The 19,778-nt window shown below is 41.3% G+C and carries 20 protein-coding genes, 1 pseudogene and 1 other annotated feature; of the genes and pseudogenes, 15 read left to right on the top strand and 6 right to left on the bottom strand.

Annotated elements, in window-relative coordinates; all coding sequences use genetic code 11:
- The 4 genes and pseudogenes from AB5754_RS07990 to AB5754_RS07975 form a co-directional block, all read left to right on the top strand.
- Positions 1-498, top strand: a pseudogene (locus tag AB5754_RS07990) (50S rRNA methyltransferase); the annotation flags it as partial.
- Between the two features lie 245 nt (positions 499-743).
- A complete protein-coding gene (gene trmL / locus AB5754_RS07985) occupies positions 744-1,256 on the top strand; it encodes a tRNA (uridine(34)/cytosine(34)/5-carboxymethylaminomethyluridine(34)-2'-O)-methyltransferase TrmL (RefSeq protein WP_368251740.1) in 513 nt (170 codons plus the stop codon).
- Between the two features lie 22 nt (positions 1,257-1,278).
- Positions 1,279-1,935, top strand: a complete 657-nt coding sequence (locus AB5754_RS07980) for a histidine phosphatase family protein (RefSeq protein ID WP_368251741.1) — start codon at positions 1,279-1,281, stop codon at positions 1,933-1,935.
- Positions 1,936-1,965: 30 nt separating this feature from the next.
- Entirely contained in the window at positions 1,966-4,527 is a 2,562-nt protein-coding gene (locus tag AB5754_RS07975; protein WP_368251742.1) for an ATP-dependent RecD-like DNA helicase, read from the top strand.
- A gap of 52 nt (positions 4,528-4,579) precedes the next feature.
- Here AB5754_RS07975 and AB5754_RS07970 read toward each other — a convergent pair whose 3' ends face one another.
- On the bottom strand, positions 4,580-5,548 hold the full coding sequence (locus tag AB5754_RS07970) for a diacylglycerol kinase family protein (protein ID WP_368251743.1): 969 nt from the start codon (positions 5,546-5,548) through the stop codon (positions 4,580-4,582).
- Positions 5,549-6,121: 573 nt separating this feature from the next.
- Here AB5754_RS07970 and AB5754_RS07965 point away from each other — a divergent pair.
- The 4 genes from AB5754_RS07965 to nusG all read left to right on the top strand — a co-directional run bounded on the left by AB5754_RS07965 (position 6,122) and on the right by nusG (position 7,923).
- Positions 6,122-6,625: a QueT transporter family protein gene (locus tag AB5754_RS07965; protein ID WP_368251744.1), complete on the top strand. Its 504-nt coding sequence runs from the start codon at positions 6,122-6,124 to the stop codon at positions 6,623-6,625.
- 309 nt (positions 6,626-6,934) lie between these two features.
- Positions 6,935-7,087, top strand: coding sequence for a 50S ribosomal protein L33 (rpmG, locus tag AB5754_RS07960; RefSeq protein ID WP_005229764.1), 153 nt, complete (start codon positions 6,935-6,937; stop codon positions 7,085-7,087).
- A 20-nt stretch (positions 7,088-7,107) separates the two neighbouring features.
- The gene (gene secE / locus AB5754_RS07955; protein WP_311832696.1) at positions 7,108-7,278 is read left to right on the top strand and encodes a preprotein translocase subunit SecE; all 171 of its coding nucleotides are present in this window, start codon (positions 7,108-7,110) and stop codon (positions 7,276-7,278) included.
- A 102-nt stretch (positions 7,279-7,380) separates the two neighbouring features.
- A complete protein-coding gene (gene nusG / locus AB5754_RS07950) occupies positions 7,381-7,923 on the top strand; it encodes a transcription termination/antitermination protein NusG (RefSeq protein ID WP_311832697.1) in 543 nt (180 codons plus the stop codon).
- 116 nt (positions 7,924-8,039) lie between these two features.
- On the opposite strand, the gene AB5754_RS07945 is transcribed toward nusG, so the two are convergent.
- Entirely contained in the window at positions 8,040-8,645 is a 606-nt protein-coding gene (locus AB5754_RS07945) for a TetR/AcrR family transcriptional regulator (protein ID WP_368251745.1), read from the bottom strand.
- 199 nt (positions 8,646-8,844) lie between these two features.
- Here AB5754_RS07945 and AB5754_RS07940 point away from each other — a divergent pair, with 199 nt between their 5' ends.
- A complete protein-coding gene (locus AB5754_RS07940) occupies positions 8,845-9,726 on the top strand; it encodes an ATP-binding cassette domain-containing protein (RefSeq protein ID WP_368251746.1) in 882 nt (293 codons plus the stop codon).
- Between the two features lie 39 nt (positions 9,727-9,765).
- The gene (locus tag AB5754_RS07935; protein WP_368251747.1) at positions 9,766-11,379 is read left to right on the top strand and encodes an ABC transporter permease; all 1,614 of its coding nucleotides are present in this window, start codon (positions 9,766-9,768) and stop codon (positions 11,377-11,379) included.
- A gap of 44 nt (positions 11,380-11,423) precedes the next feature.
- Here AB5754_RS07935 and AB5754_RS07930 read toward each other — a convergent pair whose 3' ends face one another.
- From AB5754_RS07930 to sdaAB, 3 genes are all read right to left on the bottom strand, one after another.
- Positions 11,424-13,025 (bottom strand): SulP family inorganic anion transporter, encoded by a 1,602-nt coding sequence (locus AB5754_RS07930; RefSeq protein ID WP_368251761.1) that lies wholly within the window; start codon positions 13,023-13,025, stop codon positions 11,424-11,426.
- A gap of 174 nt (positions 13,026-13,199) precedes the next feature.
- On the bottom strand, positions 13,200-14,072 hold the full coding sequence (gene sdaAA / locus AB5754_RS07925) for an L-serine ammonia-lyase, iron-sulfur-dependent, subunit alpha (RefSeq protein ID WP_368251748.1): 873 nt from the start codon (positions 14,070-14,072) through the stop codon (positions 13,200-13,202).
- A gap of 34 nt (positions 14,073-14,106) precedes the next feature.
- Positions 14,107-14,772: an L-serine ammonia-lyase, iron-sulfur-dependent subunit beta gene (sdaAB, locus tag AB5754_RS07920; RefSeq protein WP_311832702.1), complete on the bottom strand. Its 666-nt coding sequence runs from the start codon at positions 14,770-14,772 to the stop codon at positions 14,107-14,109.
- Between the two features lie 298 nt (positions 14,773-15,070).
- On the opposite strand from sdaAB, the gene rplK reads away from it, so the two are divergent.
- From rplK to AB5754_RS07895, 5 genes are all read left to right on the top strand, one after another.
- Positions 15,071-15,493 carry a 50S ribosomal protein L11 gene (gene rplK / locus AB5754_RS07915; protein ID WP_010752990.1) on the top strand — a complete coding sequence of 141 codons (423 nt, stop codon included), beginning with the start codon at positions 15,071-15,073 and terminating at the stop codon, positions 15,491-15,493.
- 104 nt (positions 15,494-15,597) lie between these two features.
- Positions 15,598-16,287, top strand: a complete 690-nt coding sequence (rplA, locus tag AB5754_RS07910; RefSeq protein ID WP_311832703.1) for a 50S ribosomal protein L1 — start codon at positions 15,598-15,600, stop codon at positions 16,285-16,287.
- Positions 16,288-16,350: 63 nt separating this feature from the next.
- Positions 16,351-16,477 (top strand) — a sequence feature (ribosomal protein L10 leader region).
- 29 nt (positions 16,478-16,506) lie between these two features.
- Positions 16,507-17,010 (top strand): 50S ribosomal protein L10, encoded by a 504-nt coding sequence (gene rplJ / locus AB5754_RS07905; protein ID WP_311832704.1) that lies wholly within the window; start codon positions 16,507-16,509, stop codon positions 17,008-17,010.
- A gap of 56 nt (positions 17,011-17,066) precedes the next feature.
- Positions 17,067-17,429 carry a 50S ribosomal protein L7/L12 gene (rplL, locus tag AB5754_RS07900; RefSeq protein ID WP_311832705.1) on the top strand — a complete coding sequence of 121 codons (363 nt, stop codon included), beginning with the start codon at positions 17,067-17,069 and terminating at the stop codon, positions 17,427-17,429.
- 364 nt (positions 17,430-17,793) lie between these two features.
- On the top strand, positions 17,794-19,131 hold the full coding sequence (locus tag AB5754_RS07895) for a CHAP domain-containing protein (protein ID WP_368251749.1): 1,338 nt from the start codon (positions 17,794-17,796) through the stop codon (positions 19,129-19,131).
- Between the two features lie 46 nt (positions 19,132-19,177).
- Here the strand turns inward: AB5754_RS07895 and AB5754_RS07890 are convergent.
- Positions 19,178-19,778, bottom strand: a 601-nt coding sequence (locus AB5754_RS07890; RefSeq protein ID WP_368259539.1) for a flavin reductase family protein, incomplete at its 5' end; no start/stop codon positions are given.

Genomic DNA, 19,778 nt, shown 5'->3' with positions numbered 1-19,778 from the left:
TCCAAAGCAGGCGTGTATATGGCAACGGATTTAAATCCCACGGCTTTTTGGTGTGTGGCAGATTTGACCAATTTACCTTTTCGTAAGGCTAGCTTTGATACGGTCTTAAATATTTTTTCTCCGTCCAATTATCAAGAATTTGCACGAATTTTAAAGCCAGAAGGTCAGCTGTTAAAAGTCGTGCCCGGACCGAAATACTTACAAGAATTGCGCCAAGCCTTCTTCCCTGACGATGTTAACAAACAACAATACTCCAACCGACTTGTTCAAGAAAAATTCACAGAAGCTTATCTTTATACTGAAGAGCAAAAAATAACTTATGAATTTGACATTCCTAAAGAACTTCAATTGGATTTACTGGAGATGTCACCTTTAGAGTGGAGTGCTGAGGCGGTGCAAAAAGAAAAACTAAAAAAACATCCTTTAGAGAAAATTACCATCGACCTTTTACTCTTAAGAGGGAAAAACAGCCCATTTTGTGAAGAATTTATGATTTAATAGTTGCATTTTGACCAAAGGGGTGATATAGTTACGTCAAGTCATTTTTCATTGGTTTTTATCAGGTTCCTGTTCTGATAAAAGTTAGTGAAAAGAGCTTCACTAACGTAACAACTTGCCGTGCTTGACACCGAGTTGGTACGTTTTTTTTGCGTTAAAAAGCCCAATTTAGCTGATTTATGCTATAGTGATGGGGAATGTTCCAAGGCTGTGTTATGCCTTGGCAAAAAAGGAGCGAACATGTCATGAACCACATTGTTTTATTTGAACCACTAATTCCAGCCAATACTGGCAATATTGCCCGGACTTGCGCTGCTACCAATACCCCGTTACACTTGATTGAACCTTTAGGCTTTTCCACAGATGACAAACATTTAAAACGGGCAGGGTTGGACTACTGGCATGCAGTGGATATCCATTATCATCAAGACTTGCCTGCTTTTTTAGCTTATTTAACAGAACAAGAAAATGCCCAATTGCATTTGATTTCTAAATTTGCTCACAAAGTTTACAGCGAGGTCAATTATCAAGATGGCCAAGCGCATTTCTTTTTATTTGGCAAAGAGACTACTGGATTACCAGAGGACTTTATGCGAGAAAATGAAGAAAAATGTTTGCGAATTCCGATGAATGATGAGCATGTGCGTTCTTTAAATTTGTCTAATACGGCGGCCATGGTTGTCTATGAAGCGTTGCGTCAACAAGGCTTCCCTAATTTAGAACTGACCCATCATTACGAGCACGACAAATTAGACTAGTTTTTTATAAAGGAGAATTTGTATGGAATTGTATTTTACCCGGCACGGCAAGACGCAATGGAATTTAGAACGGCGTTTTCAAGGTAGAGAAGGGGACTCGCCATTACTGCCGGAAAGTTTGGCAGAAGTAGCTCGTCTAGGCAATCACATCGCCAACGTTCCTTTCGAAGCGGTGTATGCTAGTAGCTCGCCGCGGGCCAAACGAACGGCTGAAGAAATTATCAAACGCCTAGCCAAGCCTGCCCCCTTGTATGTGACAGATGATTTGCGGGAGCTAGGTTTAGGCACTTTAGAAGGCAAACTGATTGATGAAGTGGTACAAGATCATCCTGTCGCCATGGACAATTTGCGGCATCATTTAGACCGGTATGATCCTAGTGATTTTGGTGGAGAGTCAGTGCAAGACGCTTTGGAGCGAATTACCCAAGTTGTGGTACAAGCAGCCGCTACCCATCAAGGACCGGTATTGTTTGTAGGTCATGGCGCTTCTTTGACGGCAACGATTCAGTGGCTGATTGGCAAAGACTTAAGCGAATTACGAGCTATGGGTGGGCTTGTGAACAACAGTTTAACGATTATGGAAACAACGAATGAAGCTAAAATCCCTCCTTATCGGTTAAAAGTCTACAACGATGCGAGCTTTTTAGCGAATTCTGATGGGCGAGATGCTTTGTCTTAATTAAAGTAGGAAGGAAAAGGAGCGACAACGATGTCAGCAACAGGTGTAATTAGCGGCAAAGTAGTCGCTATTTTTTATCAAAATCCTAGCAATTTTTTTAAAGTACTGTTAGTGCAAGTGACCGAAACAAAAATGGACTACGATGAACCTGAAATTGTGATTACGGGTAGTTTTGGTGATGTACAAGAAGGAGAAGAATACCTTTTTAATGGTGAATTGGTAGATCATCCTAAATACGGTCGCCAAATGAAAGCGGAAAGCTACCAGCAAGCCCAGCCCACCTCGGCTTTAGGCTTGATTCATTTTTTTGCCAGTGATAAATTTCCCGGAATTGGCAAAAAAACGGCGGAGAAAATCGTAGACACGCTAGGAGAGCAGGCCATTGACCGCCTTTTAGATGATCCTGATGTGTTGGCGGGAGTTTCCGGATTAACCAAAGCCAAACAACAGATGATTGTGGATACGGTACGAGCCAATCATGGCATGGATCAAGTGATTGTGACGCTGACCAAATACGGCTTTGGCAGCCAGCTGGCTTTTTCCATTTACCAAACTTATAAGGAAAAGACTTTGGAGATTCTCCACGAAAATCCTTATCAATTAGTGGAAGATATTGAAGGCATTGGTTTTAAAAAAGCCGATCAAATGGCGGAAAGTATCGGCATTGCCGCAGATGCACCGCAACGAATACAAGCCTGTGTCATGAATCAATTAGCCGTTTTAGGGGCAACCACGGGAGATACTTTTGTTTCGGCTCAAGAATTGTTAGAACAGGTTTTAGAGCTTTTGGAAAGCAGTCGCCCGGTAGAAATCCAACCAGAAGCCTTGGCCAATGAAATTATCCAACTGGTGGATGCAGGCAAGATTCAACAAGAAGGAACCAATCTGTACGATAATAGTTTGTATTTTGCCGAGTGGGGGATTGCCAGTTCTATTCAGCGTTTATTAAAACGCAAGCAAGAAATTTCCTATGATGAAAAGCGCATCAAAAAAGAACTGAAAAAAATCGAGAAAAACATGGGCATCAGCTATGGAACTTCTCAAGAAGAAGCGATTCATGCGGCAATTACTTCACCATTGTTTATTTTAACCGGTGGGCCGGGGACTGGGAAAACCACGGTGATTAACGGGATTGTGAAATTATTTGCCGCGTTAAATGACATTGATTTGAGTCCTCATAATACTGGACATGAAGGCTTTCCCATCTTTCTAGCGGCACCCACTGGGAGAGCTGCCAAACGAATGAATGAAACTACGAGCTTGCCCGCGGGAACCATTCATCGTCTGCTAGGGATTAATGGTCGAGAAAAGATTCCTTCGGCAAATGCTCGGGAGTTAACTGGTGGACTGTTGATTTTAGATGAAATGTCCATGGTGGATACTTGGTTAGCCAATACGCTATTTAAAGCCATTGGCAATGACATGCAAGTGATTATTGTGGGGGATAAGGACCAACTGCCTTCTGTGGGACCGGGGCAAGTTCTGCACGACTTATTGCAAGTTGAGCAAATTCCTAAACGGGAGTTAACGGAAATTTACCGTCAAGAAGATGGCTCGAGCATTATTGCTTTGGCCCATGAGATTAAAGATGGCAAATTGCCGGAAAATTTAACCGTAAATCAAAAGGACCGTTCCTTTTTTACTTGTGATGCGTATCAAATTGAACCGGTTATCGCCCAAATTGTAGGCAAAGCCAAAGCAAAAGGTTTCACCGCTCAGGATATCCAAGTTTTAGCCCCTATGTATCGGGGACCGGCAGGGATTAACGCGATAAATAAAATGATGCAGGAAATTTTTAATCCTAATGAGGGCAATAAGCGGGAAGTTATTTTTAACGAAGTGGCTTATCGAGTTGGCGACAAGGTGTTGCAGCTGGTAAACGACACCGAGAACAACGTCTTTAATGGAGATATGGGCGTTATTGTGGGAATCACCTACGCCAAGGAATCCGAGGATAAGACGGATGAATTGACCATTGCCTTTGATACTACGGAAGTCGTCTACAAACGCAATGAATGGCAAAAAATCACATTGTCGTATTGCTGTTCCATTCATAAGTCTCAAGGTAGTGAGTTTAAAATGGTGATTCTCCCCATGGTTAGTCAGTATTCTCGAATGCTTCAACGAAACCTCTTGTACACTGCTGTGACTCGTAGTAAGGATTTATTGATTTTATTGGGAGAACCTAAAGCTTACGTTCAAGCAATCCAAAGAGAATCGTCAGTGCGGAAAACCACCTTGCAAGAGCGAATCAATGATGTTAATGGCATTTCCACTGCCTTAACGGTAAAAATTCATCAGTATGAAGACGAACTGGCCAGTGGTACACCGGGATTGGTAACTTCTTTGCCATTACCTAGTCAAGCATTGCCAAAAGCTTCGGAAGAACAAGCAACACTAGTGGTTGAAAGCCATAAGGAAAAAGAAGTAGAATATGAAAACATTGCTACAGAAACATCAACCGATGAACTTTCCCAAGTTCAAGAAACAATTGAGATGCCTAAAATTCTAACGTTAAACTTGATTCAAGAAAAAGCCATTGATCCATTAATCGGTATGGAGCAGGTCACCCCTTGGCAATTTCAAGCTTGACATAGTCAATGATAAATCAACCCCCTCGAAGTCTAACTTCGAAGGGGCTGTTTTATTTCTGATACCAAATCCACTGATTGCGAGTGGTAAAAGTAATGTCAAAAGGACGAGGAGATAGAACTTCTCCGTCAGCTTGACCGTATTGTGGCAAAGTGGAAATAATACGCAAACGACTACTAGTAAAATGATGGAAATATTTAGAAGTCGTGTGTTTTTTGCGAGCTAGTTTGATAATCAACCAAAAGAGTTTGTACATGGGAATCCGTTCCACTACTACTAAATCCAAGGAACGCTTTTCGGCTTGAGCCATGGGGGCAATTGCCACGCCACCACCAAAATAAGGGTGATTAGTAGTGGTACACAAAAAAGCTTTTTCAAAGGAATATTGATTGCCATTGGTCTCTACCAAAATTGGAAAGCCTTTTTGAGTAAAAAGTAGTTTCAAAATGGAGGAGATATAAGATAAGGAGCCAAGATTGTATTTATTCAATTTTTTCTTAGCCGTCGAATCATTGGTTGTGGCGACAATGGCAGCATCCAAACCGATGCCCACATTGTTTACTGCTACACCAGTCTCGGCTTGAATCATTTCATCGTACACTAAGGTATTGATGCTTTGAGGTTTTTTGGCTTTGACAATTTGCCAAAAAGCTTGTTCCGATTTTAAGGAAAGACCGATACCTCGAGCAAAGTCATTACCAGAACCACCGGGAATATAGGCCACGGGAACATCGCAATTTAATTGGTAAAACTCATTGATGACTTGGTGCAATGTGCCATCTCCGCCGATGACTAATAATAACGGATAGGGATCCGTGAGCTCCTGATCTTCGTCCCAGGGTACTAAAGTATGTTGGGCCAAATCACGAGCAATTTTGCGCTCATGTCCGGGGTATTGGCTAAGATGGATGGTGTGGGCAAATTTTTTATCTTCTAAGAGGGCAATGATTTTATCCCCAACTTTTTTTCCTTGACCACTGCCAGAGGCTTGATTAATCAATAAGTGAAAATGAAAGTTCATGATTCTATGTATCTCCGTTCCCAATTGTATTCGTCCATGTATTTTAACAGAGGATTTCCAGATTGGGAAGAAAAGCGCACAAAAATAGTCTAGTGAGTGGGATTAAAACTTTTACCGCTTCTGCTTCAAGGTTCTTATGTCCACTTGCTACAGTTGCTTCCGCTCACTAGACCTATTCAGTTAGTAAGGAGTTACTCAAATTCCCACGTCCCTTTACTTGTTTTTGCAAGTTCATAACAATTCTCTCCATCTGCTCATTGGCAAATGTTCTTTTGGGAATTCCTATGACCCCTTACACTTATTTTATACCATATATGGAGAATGAATGCAAGCGCTGTCAAAAAGAGGAAAATTTCTTAATAATCTTTTATAAAAGATCAGTTACACACAAAATTTGTGGCTTTTCCTGCTGATAGAGGAAGGAAAACGTAAATTAAACGAAAGAGCGCAGTAGACAGAGCGGTTTCCATTTTTGAAAATCTTTGTTATACTACAAAACGTATTTAGGGAATTTTTCCCAGCGGTTCATCAACCATCCCGCTTTACCAAAACTCGGAGAAAGAAGGAAAAATCATGCAAACGAGAACCAAACCGATGAGTAATGTAGCCACTCTGACAATCAATGCTATTATCGCAGCTTTATATGTAGTGCTCTCTTTAATTACCCCATTAGCTGCCGGACCCGTTCAACTGCGCATCTCGGAAAGTTTAAATCATTTAGTAGTCTTCAATCGTAAGTTGTTATGGGGTGTCTTTGCCGGTTGTGTAATGTATAATGCCTTGTTTGGTATGGGGATTATGGATGTTTTATTTGGGGGAGGGCAAACCCTTTTAGCGCTGACGTTAACGGCCGTTTTACAGCACAAAGTAAAAAATGCCAAGGTGCGTTTAGTTTTAAATAGTCTCTTTTTTACCGCAAGTATGTTTTTAATTGCCATTATGCTACACATTGTTAGTGATGTGCCGTTTTGGCCTACCTATGGCACCTTAGCTTTAAGCGAGTTTGCAGTCATGGTAATCACCGCACCGATTATGTATTATTTGAATCAAAAGCTGGATTTTGCGAACCGCCTTTAATCAGTTCGATAAAGTAAACAGCCTTCTTGCCACTTGCTAAAGGTGGTAAGAAGGCTGTTTTTTGATAGAAGATTTATGCTTTTCCGTGATATAATAAACAAAAAGGGGAGGGAGTATCATGGATGATTTTGAAGACTTATTTGGTTTTGATTGTGCCTTTGAAGACGATTTGGAAGATGATGCCCGCTTTTTTGAAGATGAGCTGGAGGAAGAATAAGCCTAAAAGCTCTGAAAATGGCTGCCGCCTTGACGCTCCTTTTGTTTCGTGGTAATTTAGGATGTACGCATTTTGCGTAAGGAGGAAAACAAATGGCAACTAAAAAGGCGGCTTTAGCCTGTTCTGTCTGTGGCTCCCGTAACTATTCCAAGTCTGTAAGCGAAGGAAAAAAAGGGGAACGCTTAGAAATTAATAAATTTTGTAAATATTGCAATCAATATACATTGCATCGGGAAACAAAATAAAGAAACAAGGGGGAGCAAACATGAAATTCATTAAAAGTGTTTTTGCTGAAATGAAGCAAGTAACCTGGCCAACAAAAAAAGAATTACGAAAAGATACCTTAGTCGTAATCGAAACATCCATTATCTTTGGTTTGATGTTCTTTGTAATGGATAGCGTGATTCAAGCAGTCCTAGGTCTGATTTTGAAATAATTATACTGGTATAAACCGTCAATCGGTGCTATACTACCAGTGAGGAAAAACTTCGGGGAACTGAGGTTTTTTTATTTTCCCAATGAATAGGAGAGCGAAACAATGGAATCATTTGAACGCAATTGGTACGTGTTGCATACATATTCTGGTTACGAAAATAAGGTGAAAGCAAATTTGGAATCCCGGGCCCAAAGCATGGGGATGGGAGATTATATCTTTCGAGTAGTGGTTCCAGAAGAAAAAGATACAGAAGTTAAAAACGGCAAAGCCAAAGAAGTAGTTCACAAAACTTTCCCTGGTTATGTCTTGGTAGAAATGATTATGACGGATGAATCTTGGTATATCGTCCGCAATACTCCTGGGGTAACCGGCTTTGTCGGCTCTCACGGTGCCGGTAGTAAACCAGCACCATTATTACAAGAAGAAATTAACCACATCCTACGTTCCATCGGCATGAGCACTCGCCAATCTGATTTGAAAGTGGCAGTTGGAGATACTGTGAAGATCACGGAAGGTGCTTTCTCTGGTTTAGAAGGTCAAGTGGCGGAAGTGGACGAAGAACGTCAAAAGCTGAAAGTCAATATCGATATGTTTGGTCGGGAAACCAGTGCCGAATTAGACTTTGACCAAGTAGACAGTCTATAAGTCTTGAGCTTTCTGTCATTAATGGCAAAAAGGCTACCAGTTTAAATTTTGTCCTGTGCAAAACAAAAAAAGAGCTAGAATTTTCCTATTTTAAAAGGGAAGTTCTAGCTCTTTTTTTATTTCTCTGGACTGGGAGCTAAAGCCTTTAAGAGCATTTCGGCCCAGTATTCTGTGTAATGGATATTGATTTTTTGATAAATGGCAGGATTAGTCACACCTTGAACCATAGATTCTAAGTAAATCATAATAAATTCATCGGAATATTTTAAATCGATTTTTCCTTCTTGGCGTCCTTGTTGCAAAAGTGTTGCCATGACTTCGTAGTAGCGTTGATTGTAGGCTTGCATTTTAGCAGCCAATTCTGCATCAGCTTTTTGGCTGTATTGGTTCATTAAGTCGATAAAAAATTGTTGGTCTACTTGTTCCAAATGTTTGATTTTTACTTGAGCCAAGGCCATTAATTTATCTTCAAAGGGGCGGTCTTCTTGTAGAAAATCCGTAGCTTCCATGGCTATGGTATCTAAATAATCCAAAAAAACTTGTTGGATTAACCTTTCTTTGCTGTGGAAATACTTAAAAATGGTTGCTTTTGATACGCCGGCTTCTTTGGCTACTTTATCCATCCGCACCCCTTCAACGCCCTCAGGCTGATTCAATAAAGCAAAAGTAGCGTTTTTAATAGCTTGCATTTTTTGCTGACTACGTTTTTCAAACCCGTTCATAAATGGACTCCTTCTGATCAGATTACTTCTTATTATAATAGCTAATGTTTTAAACTGCAAACAAAAAAATAGTTTAAAACAACTGAGATTTTCTTTGACTTTTACGGTAGAGAAGAATATTATTGAACTCGAATTAAGGATTTAGTTTAAAAAATCTTGTGAAATGAAATAATCAGTTAATCAGAAATGAGGAGACAAAATGGAAGAGATTGTAAAGGTTGAACATTTAGCAAAGCATTTTGGGAAATTTCAAGCGTTAAAAGATGTGAGCTTTACTGTGGAAAAAGGGCAGGTAGTAGGGTTCATTGGGCCTAATGGCGCTGGCAAATCCACCACAATCCGCACTTTGTTAGGAATTATTAAGAAAGACGGTGGTCAAGCAAAGGTTTTTGGCAAGGATGTGTGGAAAGATAGTATCGCTATCCACAAAGATTTGTCCTATGTTCCTGGCGATGTGGCCTTGTGGGGGAATTTAACTGGCGGAGAAATCATCGACCTCTTTATGAAACTTCATGGTGGAGGTGATAAAAAGAAACGAGATCAACTTATCCAAAAGTTTGAATTGGATCCTAAGAAAAAAGCCAAGAACTACTCCAAAGGAAATCGGCAAAAAGTCGGTTTGATTGCGGCCTTATCTGTGGAGTCGGAGTTGTATATTTTAGACGAACCTACTTCTGGTTTGGATCCGTTAATGGAAGCTATTTTCCAAGAAGAAATCGAACACTTAAAACATGCCGGTAAATCAATTTTGCTTTCTTCTCATATTTTAAGTGAAGTAGAACGTTTGGCCGATAAAGTGGTGATCATTCGAGAAGGCAAGGTGGTAGAAAGTGGCACTTTAGATGAAATGCGTCACTTGACTCGCTCCCAAGTCATTTTAGCTAGTACAGCAGATTTAACCTCTTTGGCAAAAATTACAGGAGTTCACGATTTTACTCAACAAGGACAACAAGCAACTTTTGCCATTGATAACCAAGAAATGAACAACTTGCTTTCAGCGGTGGCAAAAATAGACGTTACAAAATTTGAAGTGGTACCCCCAACCTTGGAAGACCTCTTCATTCGTCATTATGAAAAATAAGCATTTTGAAGTAGTGGGAAAAAGAGAGGATGACGAAGGGTGAAAGAGAAATTTGCGTTATGGGAATTATTATTTTTGAAATATTTACAGCGAGATTGGAAAAAAATCTTGCTGTGGGTGGTATTATTGGCAGGATTTTCTGGAGGGTTGGTTCCTTATTTTGAGAAAATTGCCCAAGGTGATGGCGGTGTGGGGATGTTTGAAACGATGCAAAACCCAGCCATCGCTTCCATGGTGGGACCGACTCCAGTGACCCAGGCAAGTGATTACACTGTAGGTGCCATGTATGCCCATGAAATGTTGTTGTTTTGTGGCTTGTTTGCCATGATTATGACGGCGCTACACGTAGTTGGTCATACGCGCAAAGAAGAGGATTTAGGCTTGCAAGAATTAATTCGTTCTTTTCGGGTAGGACGGCAAGCAAACTCTTTAGCGGTAATGGTAGAAATCACTTTGATTAATTTATTGATAGGCTTGGCTACGTCAGGACTGTTACTGAGTTTTGATGTAAAAGGAATTACCGGAACTGGTAGTTTGTTATTTGGTTTATCCGTAGCTTTAGCTGGTGTGTTAGGCGGCGCTTTTGCCTTGTTTTTTGCTCAAATTATGGCCACCTCTGCCGGAGCTAGCGGTGCCTCTTTAGGCTTTATTGGCTTGTTGTACATGTTACGGGGAGCGACGGATGTCTCTAATGAAAAATGGTCCATGGTAAATCCTATGGGTTGGACTTATTTGACCTATCCTTTTACGGAAAATCGTTGGTATCCATTGGCATTAGGACTGATTTTTAGCGTAGTAGTCACCTTGGTCGCCTTTTTCTTAGAAGGAAAGCGGGATTTGAATGACGGGTATTTGCCAGAATGGGAAGGCCGGGCTCAAGCGCCGAAGTCATTGCTTTCGGTACCGGGATTACTCTTACGACTCAATCGTGGGGTGATGATTGCTTGGCTGGTATCTTTTGGTGTTTTAGGAGCAGCTTATGGTTCGATTTATGGGGATATGCAGACTTTTTTGGAAAGCAATGAGCTGTTAAAAGCTATGTTTACCCATACTGGTACTTCCATTGAAGCCTCTTTTACTGCCACTATTATGATGGTAATGATGGGATTGGCAGCAATTTTACCCATTGTGATTGTCAATAAACTAGGTGCAGAAGAAAGCCGGCAACATTTTAGTCAATTGTTTTCCACTAAAGTTTCCCGAAAGCAGTTTTATGGATGGACCTTGGTCTTGGCGATTATTGCGGGGGCTTTAGGAATTTTATTGAGTGCTGGTGGTCTGGGAGCTAGTGCCCTTGCGGTGATGAATAAGGAAACTTCCATGGACTTAATGGATTTTCTAGCAGCTGGTTTTAACTACTTTCCAGTGATTTTATTCTTTACTGGATTAGCCGCCTTGTTATTAGGTTTTGCTCCAGCTTTAGGCAAATTGCTTTATATTTATTTAGGCTATTCTTTTGCTTTGAGTTATTTTGGAGGGATGCTGGACTTGCCGGACTGGGTGAGTCAAACCTCTGCTTTAAACTGGCCTAGTCAAATGCCAATGGAAGAATTTGATTTGACTATTTTTTTAGTAGTTATGATAATCAGCGTTGTCATGATTGTGCTGGGCTTAATTGGCTATCAAAAGCGAGATTTAAAAGAAGGCGCCTAAGCAAAAAAGCAGCGAACACCTGTAACGTGTCCGCTGCTTTTTTGCTATTTTTCTTCGTAATACGTGTGGAGATCAGTTAAGGCATGGGCCACTGTGGCTTGTTCTTTGCGATGATCATCTTGCCAGAGGTGGGCCAGTTGTTTTTTGACTTCCGGTTGTAATGAAGTGTAAATGACTAATTGTTCCCGCTTATCAGCTCGAGTTTGGAAATCATCAAAGACCCCAATGGCAGTTAAATCAATATTTGGCACACCCCGCATGGAGAAGATGATACCGTCTTGGTGTTTTAATTGGGCTAATGTAGTTTTCAACTTTTCAGATGACATGAAAAATAACGGACCGCTGATGTAAACCACTGACCAATTTTGCAGTTTTTCTGTTACCGGCAGATTCATGCGGGACCAGTCAATGCGATCCACGGAAATCGTAATGGCGGCACTTTTCCAAATAAAGAAAATACAACCACCGATGATTCCAATTACAATGGCAATACTTAAATCAAAAACTACGGTACAAATCATGGTGATAAAAAACAAACTTACCGCGGCCCAATTTTTCTTAGCAAATAATTCGCGAATGGTTTCCCACTCATTCATACGCCAAGCAGTGACGATTAAGACACCAGCCAAAGCCGGCATAGGAATTTGTGACATAATCGGTCCTAGGATAATCATGGACAGTAGTAGTACAAAGGCGTGTACGATACCTGTTAGCCGTGTTTGAGCGCCGGATTTTAACGCTACGCTAGTTCTAGCAATGGCGGCAGTTGCAGGGATACCACCAAAAAACGGTAAAATCAAATTGCCAATTCCTTGAGCCACTAACTCTTGATTGCTATCTAATGCTTTATTGGCCATGCGCCCGGCAGAAGCGCCACACAACAAACTTTCTACCATGCCTAATAAGGCGATGCTAATAGCAGGAAATAAAACTTCTTTAAATTGAGTTAACTCAAAAGAAAACCCTAAGCGATTCTCGCTAATTAAGCTTTGGGGGATTTTCCCCACGGTAGCTACTGAAAAATCAAAGAGCATCATTAAAGCAGTACAAATAATAATGGCTACTAAAGAAGAAGGAATTTTTTGATTCCACTTTTTGGGATAACAAAACATGGCAACGATCACTAAGACACCCATAATCAAAGTGGGAAAATTAATAGGAAAGCCTAACGTCTGATAACTAGTGAGCTTTTCAATCACATTGGAACCTTCTGAATGAACACCAAAGAGATTATCCACTTGTCCCAAAGCGATAATAATGGCGATTCCGGAGGTGAAGCCAGTAATTACCGGAGCAGGAATAAAAGAAGTTAAACTGCCTAGTCGTAAAAGTCCCGCTACTAACAATAAGCCGCCAGCTAAAAAGGTGGCTAGAAAAACTCCTTGCATCCCTTGAGTAGCTGCGATGGACATCAGAATTGCTGCCATGGCACCAGTAGGCCCAGAAATCTGATAAAAGCCTCCGGACAAGGCGCCAATGACCACGCCAGCAATCACTGCAGTAATCAAACCGGCTTGTGCATCTGCACCACTGGAAACCCCAAAGGCCAAAGCTAAAGGCAAGGCGACTGCTGCCACGGTTACACCTGCTAATAAATCCTTTTGTAATTTTCCTAGATCATACCCACTAAATTCACTTTTCAACATCTTAAAATACCCTTTAACCAACCCTCAAACTCCTTTTCATGAAAATTTCTTTACACACATGTTTCAGAGTATCACAGAATTACCAGAAAATGTATGAAATTTCACAAAATGAATAAAAAGAGTAAAAAAAGCCAGAAACCAATTTTGCGACGGCAAATTGGTTTCTGGCTTTTTTTAGTTCTGTTTTTCTAAGATTTCTTTTTGTAACCGTTGGGCAGTAGGAGTAACAGCAAGGCCACCTTCAGCAGTTTCTTTAAAGATACTTGGCATTTGCCGACCTACTTGATGCATGGCAGCTACCACTTCATCAGGAGGAATGACACTTTCTATTCCCGCTAAGGCCATATCGGCAGAAACTACTGCTTGAGAAGAACCCAGCGCGTTGCGTTTCACACAGGGGACTTCCACTAGTCCGGCTACGGGATCGCAAATTAATCCCATCATATTTTTCAAGGTAATGGCCAAAGCTTGAGCTGCTTGATGAGCACTGCCACCTTTGGCACAAACTAGGGCTGCTGCGGCCATGGCAGCAGCGGAACCTATTTCAGCTTGGCAACCACCTTCTGCTCCGGAAATCGAGGCGTTGTTGGCGATTACTAAGCCAAAAGCCCCCGCCGTAAACAGAAAATCGATTTGTTCTCTACGGCTTAGGTTTAATTGCTCGCGAAAAGCCACCAACACTCCGGCCACAACCCCTGCGCTACCAGCAGTAGGCGTCGCACAAATCAAGCCCATTTTGGCGTTGACTTCATTGACTGCAATGGCATTTCGCACCGCAGTCAGCAAAGTTTCTCCGCTAAGAAAATTGCCTGTTGTAATATATTGGTTTAGTTTTTTAGCATCGCCACCCGTTAAGCCGGTCACAGACTTCACTCCGGCCACTCCTTCTGTGATGGAATTTTCCATTACAGTGAGGTTGCGATCCATTAATTCAATGATTTGCTCACGACTGCGCCCAGTTAATTCTTCTTCGGTGGCAATCATCAGTTCTGCTACATTTGGGTAAGCCTGGCTTTGTTCTACTAATTCAGCAATTGAAAAAAACATTTAAGTTCCTCTTTTCATCGGTGTAATCAAATTTTTAATCAAAATAAGTAGCGTTGTAAATATGATCCAAAGCTTTTAAAGCAGTCAATAAATCAGAACGGGCTTCATCGGCTTCGATGATCATAATGGCCTTTTCTCCTTTTGATTCCCGGGTGACGGTCATGGTCCCAATGTTGACACCGGCTTTGGAGAAGACGTTTGTAACACTGGCAATCATCCCCGGTACATCTTCGTGGACGGTGATAAAAGTCGGCGTACCCATGGAAAGGGAAATCTTAAAGCCGTTTAACTCGCTAATTTGAATATTGCCACCACCGATGGAAATTCCAGTGACGGTCATTTTCCGATCGCCTTTTTTTAGCAACATCTTCACGGAATTTGGGTGTTCAGCTTTTTCATTACGCGGGACAAATAAGACTTCCATTCCGGATTCGTAGGCGATTTTTAAAGAATCGGGCAGGGCAGGATCATCTGGCTCCATCCCTAACAGTCCACCGACTAAAGCTACATCCGTACCGTGACCGCGATAAGTCTTGGCAAAGGATTCATAGAGATAAATATCTACGGAATCCGGCTGTTCACCAAAAATACTGCGAACGATTTTGCCAATACGAGCAGCTCCAGCGGTATGGGAACTAGAAGGCCCTACCATAATCGGCCCGATAATATCAAAGACGCTTTTATATTTCAAAGGTTCCATTTTTACACCTCATTTAATTTGTATAATTGTATAATATAGAAGAAATAAATAATTAAGGTACCATTCCAGAAGGTAGTGTACCACAGAATCATGACAAATTAGAAAGAAGCTTCTGCCGATTTGGGGATTTTTAAGAAATCCAGTAGTAGGAGAAAAATCTTGCATTTTTTTAAGAGGATGCTATAATATTTGGGTGTGTGTCAAGGAACTAGTTTCCAAAGCGTGCACAGGTAACAAAGTGGGAGGAGAAATATAGATCTCCAATACACCACATCACGGACTCAAGGAGGTATGTCTCGTGGCAAAAAAAGTAGAAAAAATCGTTAAATTGCAAATTCCTGCAGGTAAAGCAACACCAGCTCCCCCAGTAGGTCCTGCACTAGGTCAAGCGGGCGTGAATATCATGGGCTTCACCAAAGAATTCAACGCACGTACAGCTGATCAAGCAGGTTTGATCATTCCAGTTGTGATTTCTGTATACGAAGACCGTTCATTCACTTTCGTTACAAAAACACCACCGGCTGCAGTATTGTTGAAAAAAGCTGCTAAGATCGAAAAAGGTTCAGGTGAACCAAACAAAACAAAAGTAGCATCTGTTACTCGCGACCAAGTGAAAGAAATCGCTGAGTTGAAAATGGAAGACCTAAACGCAGCTGACGTAGAAGCAGCTATGCGCATGGTTGAAGGGACTGCACGAAGCATGGGGATCACTGTCGACTAATCATTGACACCCCAATTACGTAGCTTCTCAGTTGGTTCTGTATTGAAAGATATGGAAAGACGTGGGAGGTTCTACCGTTATAACCACATCAAGGAGGAAACAAAATGGCTAAAAAGAGCAAAAAAATGCAAGATGCATTGAAAAAAGTTGACAACAAGAAAGCTTACTCTGTAGAAGAAGCTGTTGCTTTGGCACAAGAAACAAATATCGCAAAATTCGATGCAACGGTTGAAGTTGCATACCGTTTGAACGTTGATCCTAAAAAAGCTGACCAACAAATCCGTGGAGCAGTTGTTTTACCAAACGGAACTGGTAAAACGCAAACTGTTTTAGTTTTCGCAAAAGGCGAAAAAGCAAAAGAAGCAGAAGCTGCTGGCGCTGATTTTGTCGGCGACGATGACATGGTTCAAAAAATCCAAGGTGGCTGGTTTGACTTTGACGTAGTCGTAGCGACACCAGATATGATGGCAACTGTGGGTAAATTAGGTCGGGTCTTAGGGCCAAAAGGCTTAATGCCAAACCCTAAAACTGGTACTGTTACCATGGACGTAACCAAAGCGGTTAACGAAGTAAAAGCTGGTAAAGTTACTTACCGTGTTGACAAAGCAGGTAACGTGCACGTACCAATCGGCAAAGTTTCATTCCCTGCTGAAAAATTAGTTGAAAACTTCAAAACAATCAATGATACTTTGGTAAAAGCAAAACCTTCTGCAGCTAAAGGGGTTTACATCCAAAATATCTCTGTAACTACTACATTTGGTCCTGGGATCCACGTGGATTCAGCTTCTTTCTAAGCTTTGACCGAAAATAACTAATTAAACTTGACTTGACTACCTTGTCTATGATAAGGTAGTCAAGGTTAAAGTTTAACCGTACCGAAGACAGTAGGTGACGCAAGTCTTAATTTCCTACCGAGGACAACGATTGAGAACAGTCAATGGTCCCTCTATGTCTACGGTGGCATGGGGTTATTTTTTTGCCCTAACCCATCAAATCTTGGAGGTGAAATACAAATGAGTGAAGCAGCTATCGCTAAAAAAGCGCAATTAGTTGATGAAGTTACTGAAAAATTCCAATCAGCCGCATCTGTAGTCGTTGTTGACTATCGTGGTTTGACTGTAGACGAAGTAACTCGTCTTCGTAAACAATTGCGTGACAGCAACGTAGAAATGAAAGTTATCAAAAACTCAATCCTTTCTCGTGCTGCCAAACAAGCAGGTCTAGAAGGTTTAGACGAAGTATTCACAGGTCCGACTGCCGTTGCATTTAGTAACGAAGATGTCGTTGCTCCTGCGAAAATCATCGACGAATTTTCAAAAGACGCAAAAGCATTAGAAATCAAAGGCGGTATCATCGAAGGCAAAGTATCTTCTGTCGACGAAATGGTCGCTTTGGCAAAATTGCCAAACCGCGAAGGACTTCTTTCTATGTTGCTATCTGTGCTTCAAGCACCAGTTCGCAATGTGGCATACGCAGTCAACGCAGTGGTGGAATCAAAAGAAGGCGACGCAGCTTAATTGCCGCGTAGCTTATCATTAAAACAAAAAAATCATCCAAATGGAGGAAATCAATCATGGCATTGAACATTGAAAACATTGTCGAAGAGCTTAAAGGCGCGACAATCCTAGAATTGAACGACTTAGTTAAAGCTATCGAAGAAGAATTTGGCGTATCTGCTGCAGCTCCTGTTGCTGCTGCTGGTCCTGCTGTTGCTGCTGAAGAACAAACTGAATTCACAGTTGAATTAACTGCAGCTGGCGACCAAAAAGTTAAAGTTATCAAAGCAGTTCGTGAAGCAACTGGCTTAGGTTTGAAAGAAGCTAAAGCAGTAGTTGACGGCGCTCCTACAGCTGTTAAAGAAGGCATCTCTAAAGACGAAGCAGAAGCATTGAAAGCTGCTTTGGAAGAAGTAGGCGCATCCGTAACAGTTAAATAATCATTATTGATTATCTAGTCCCAGAAACCTTGGTAATTCAAGGTTCTGGGGCTTTTTTGTTTTTAGAAGTAATTCACCATTTGATCAAACTAAAACAAAAGAACTGACACCTTTTTTATGGAGTGAAGACCTTAAGAAAGACAAGCATTTCCTTTTGGTAAATAAAAATCTATCCTAAGCTCTAGTAAAAGAACTTCGCCTATAAGTTCCCCCAAGAATTAAATAATGGAGAAAATGAAATATGATTGTAACACTACTAATATCTGATTGATAAATTTAAATGGTAGAATTCTCTTTGTAACGAAGAATCGTTAGGAACTAATCAAGACTTATAAATTTTAGAAAACGTCGGAGGAGCCCCTAATTGAAAAAGAAATCACTTGTTGCTTTATTGGTTTGTAGTTTAACACTAGCGTCAACACCGGTCACGGTTTTCGCTGATTCTTATGATGAACAGATCCAACAAAAAGATCAACAAATTAATAATTTGAAAAACGAACAAGCCTCAGCACAATCTCAAATCACTGCTTTGGCAAACGATATCGAAACATTGAATAGCAAGGTAGCGGAATTGGAAGCAAAAGAAACTACTTTGACCAATGAAACTTTGAAATTGCAAGATGAAATTGCAAAATTAAAAATTCGTATTGCAAAACGGCAAGATAAAATCGATGCTCAAGCTCGGGATACGCAAGTAAATGGCCAAGCATCCACTTTTATCGGTGCAGTTCTTGGTTCTGATTCTGTATCAGAAGCAATCAGTCGTGTGCAAGCAATGTCGACTTTAGTAGGTGCCAACCAAGATCTTTTGAAACAACAACAAGCAGATGAAAAAGTTGTTGAAGAAAAAGTGAAAGAAAACGAAGCGAAAATTAAAGAAGTAGCTGCCAATCAAGCTGAATTAGCAGACCAAAAGAAAGGTCTTGCCAACCAACAAGCAGAATTGGAAGTTATGAAAGCTTCACTTGCAGCTGAACAAGCTGAAACTGAAAATGAAAAGAAAGATCTACAAGCGAAGAAAGCTGCAGCTGAAGCAGAAGCGGCTCGCATTAAGAAAGAACAAGAAGCTGCTGAAAAAGCTCGTCAAAAAGCTGAAGCAGAACAAGCGGCAATCGCAAAACAAGCACAAGAACAAGCGGCGCAACAAGCAGCTGCCGCAGCAGAACAACCAGAAACACCTAGCAATTCAGGAACAACAGGTGGTTCTAGCACGGGTGCCGGTACTTCTGGTGGTACAAACTCTTCTACAGGTAGCAGCACAGAGGAACCTAGCGGAGGTTCAACTACACCATCTGTGGAAACACCATCAAACAGTGGTAGCACTGGTGGTACTGGAGTAGATCATTCCAACTCTGGTAATGCTTATGCTTACGGTCAATGTACTTGGTATGTGAAATCTGTGGCACCATGGGTTGGTACTTACTGGGGCAATGGCGCACAATGGGGTGCCTCTGCGGCAGCGGATGGTTACCGAGTAGATAGCACACCGGAAGCAGGCGCAGTTGTTGTCTTCGGCGCTGGCCAAATGGTTGGTGACTGGCAAGCAGATGGAACTTACGGCCATGTCGGTTATGTTCAATCTTACAATGCTTCAAGCAATACCATTACCATGACTCAAGGCGGTATGGGCTTCTCCACACCAGGTGGTCCAAATACTCAAACTTTAAGTGCATCTGGCTTACAATATATCCACCGTTACTAAGATACAAAAAAGAGATCCGTTATGGGTCTCTTTTTTTGTATCTATTTTAATAGGGACGAATCACATCAAAAGTATCACCTAGTGTGCCATAAGTATTACCAGCTAAGCGGGCAATAGGACCCAGTTCTTTTGGTAAAATATATTGACGGTTTTCATCAAAGACGGACTCGTCAAAGGTATAATGCAACACTTCTAAAACAAAGAGGTCGCTAGTAATTCGCTCTTGGTGATCCAGGACGGGAACATGTTGATGGAGTCGGACTTCTAGTTTAATGGGTGCTTCTTTAATACCGGGAACTGCAACTTTTTGGCTGTCGCTTAAAGTTAGCGAACTATCGGTCAGCTCGCTTATTTCAGGTGGTAGCGAAGCGGCACTTTGATTCATGTCGTCCAAGATGCTGTCACTTACAATATGGATTACTCCTTCTTTTTGAGTGCGTAAGTTGTGAGCAGTATCTTTTTCCATTCCTTGACGGCGATTGATGGAAAGACTGAGCAAAGGGGGATTGCTGGCTACCACATTGAAATAACTAAAAGGAGCAGCGTTGATTACGCCTGTTTTGACATTTTGGGTGGTAATCCAGGCGATAGGTCGAGGAATGACACTGCCGGTTAAAAATTTATAGTTCTGTTGTGCGGTTAATTGG

The organism is Enterococcus sp. 2201sp1_2201st1_C11_2201SCRN_220225, assembly GCF_040925905.1.
Classification (GTDB): Bacteria; Bacillota; Bacilli; order Lactobacillales; family Enterococcaceae; genus Enterococcus_C; species Enterococcus_C asini_A.
The sequence above is the reverse complement of the archived record's forward strand: the minus strand, read 5'-3'. Positions and strand labels throughout refer to the sequence as shown.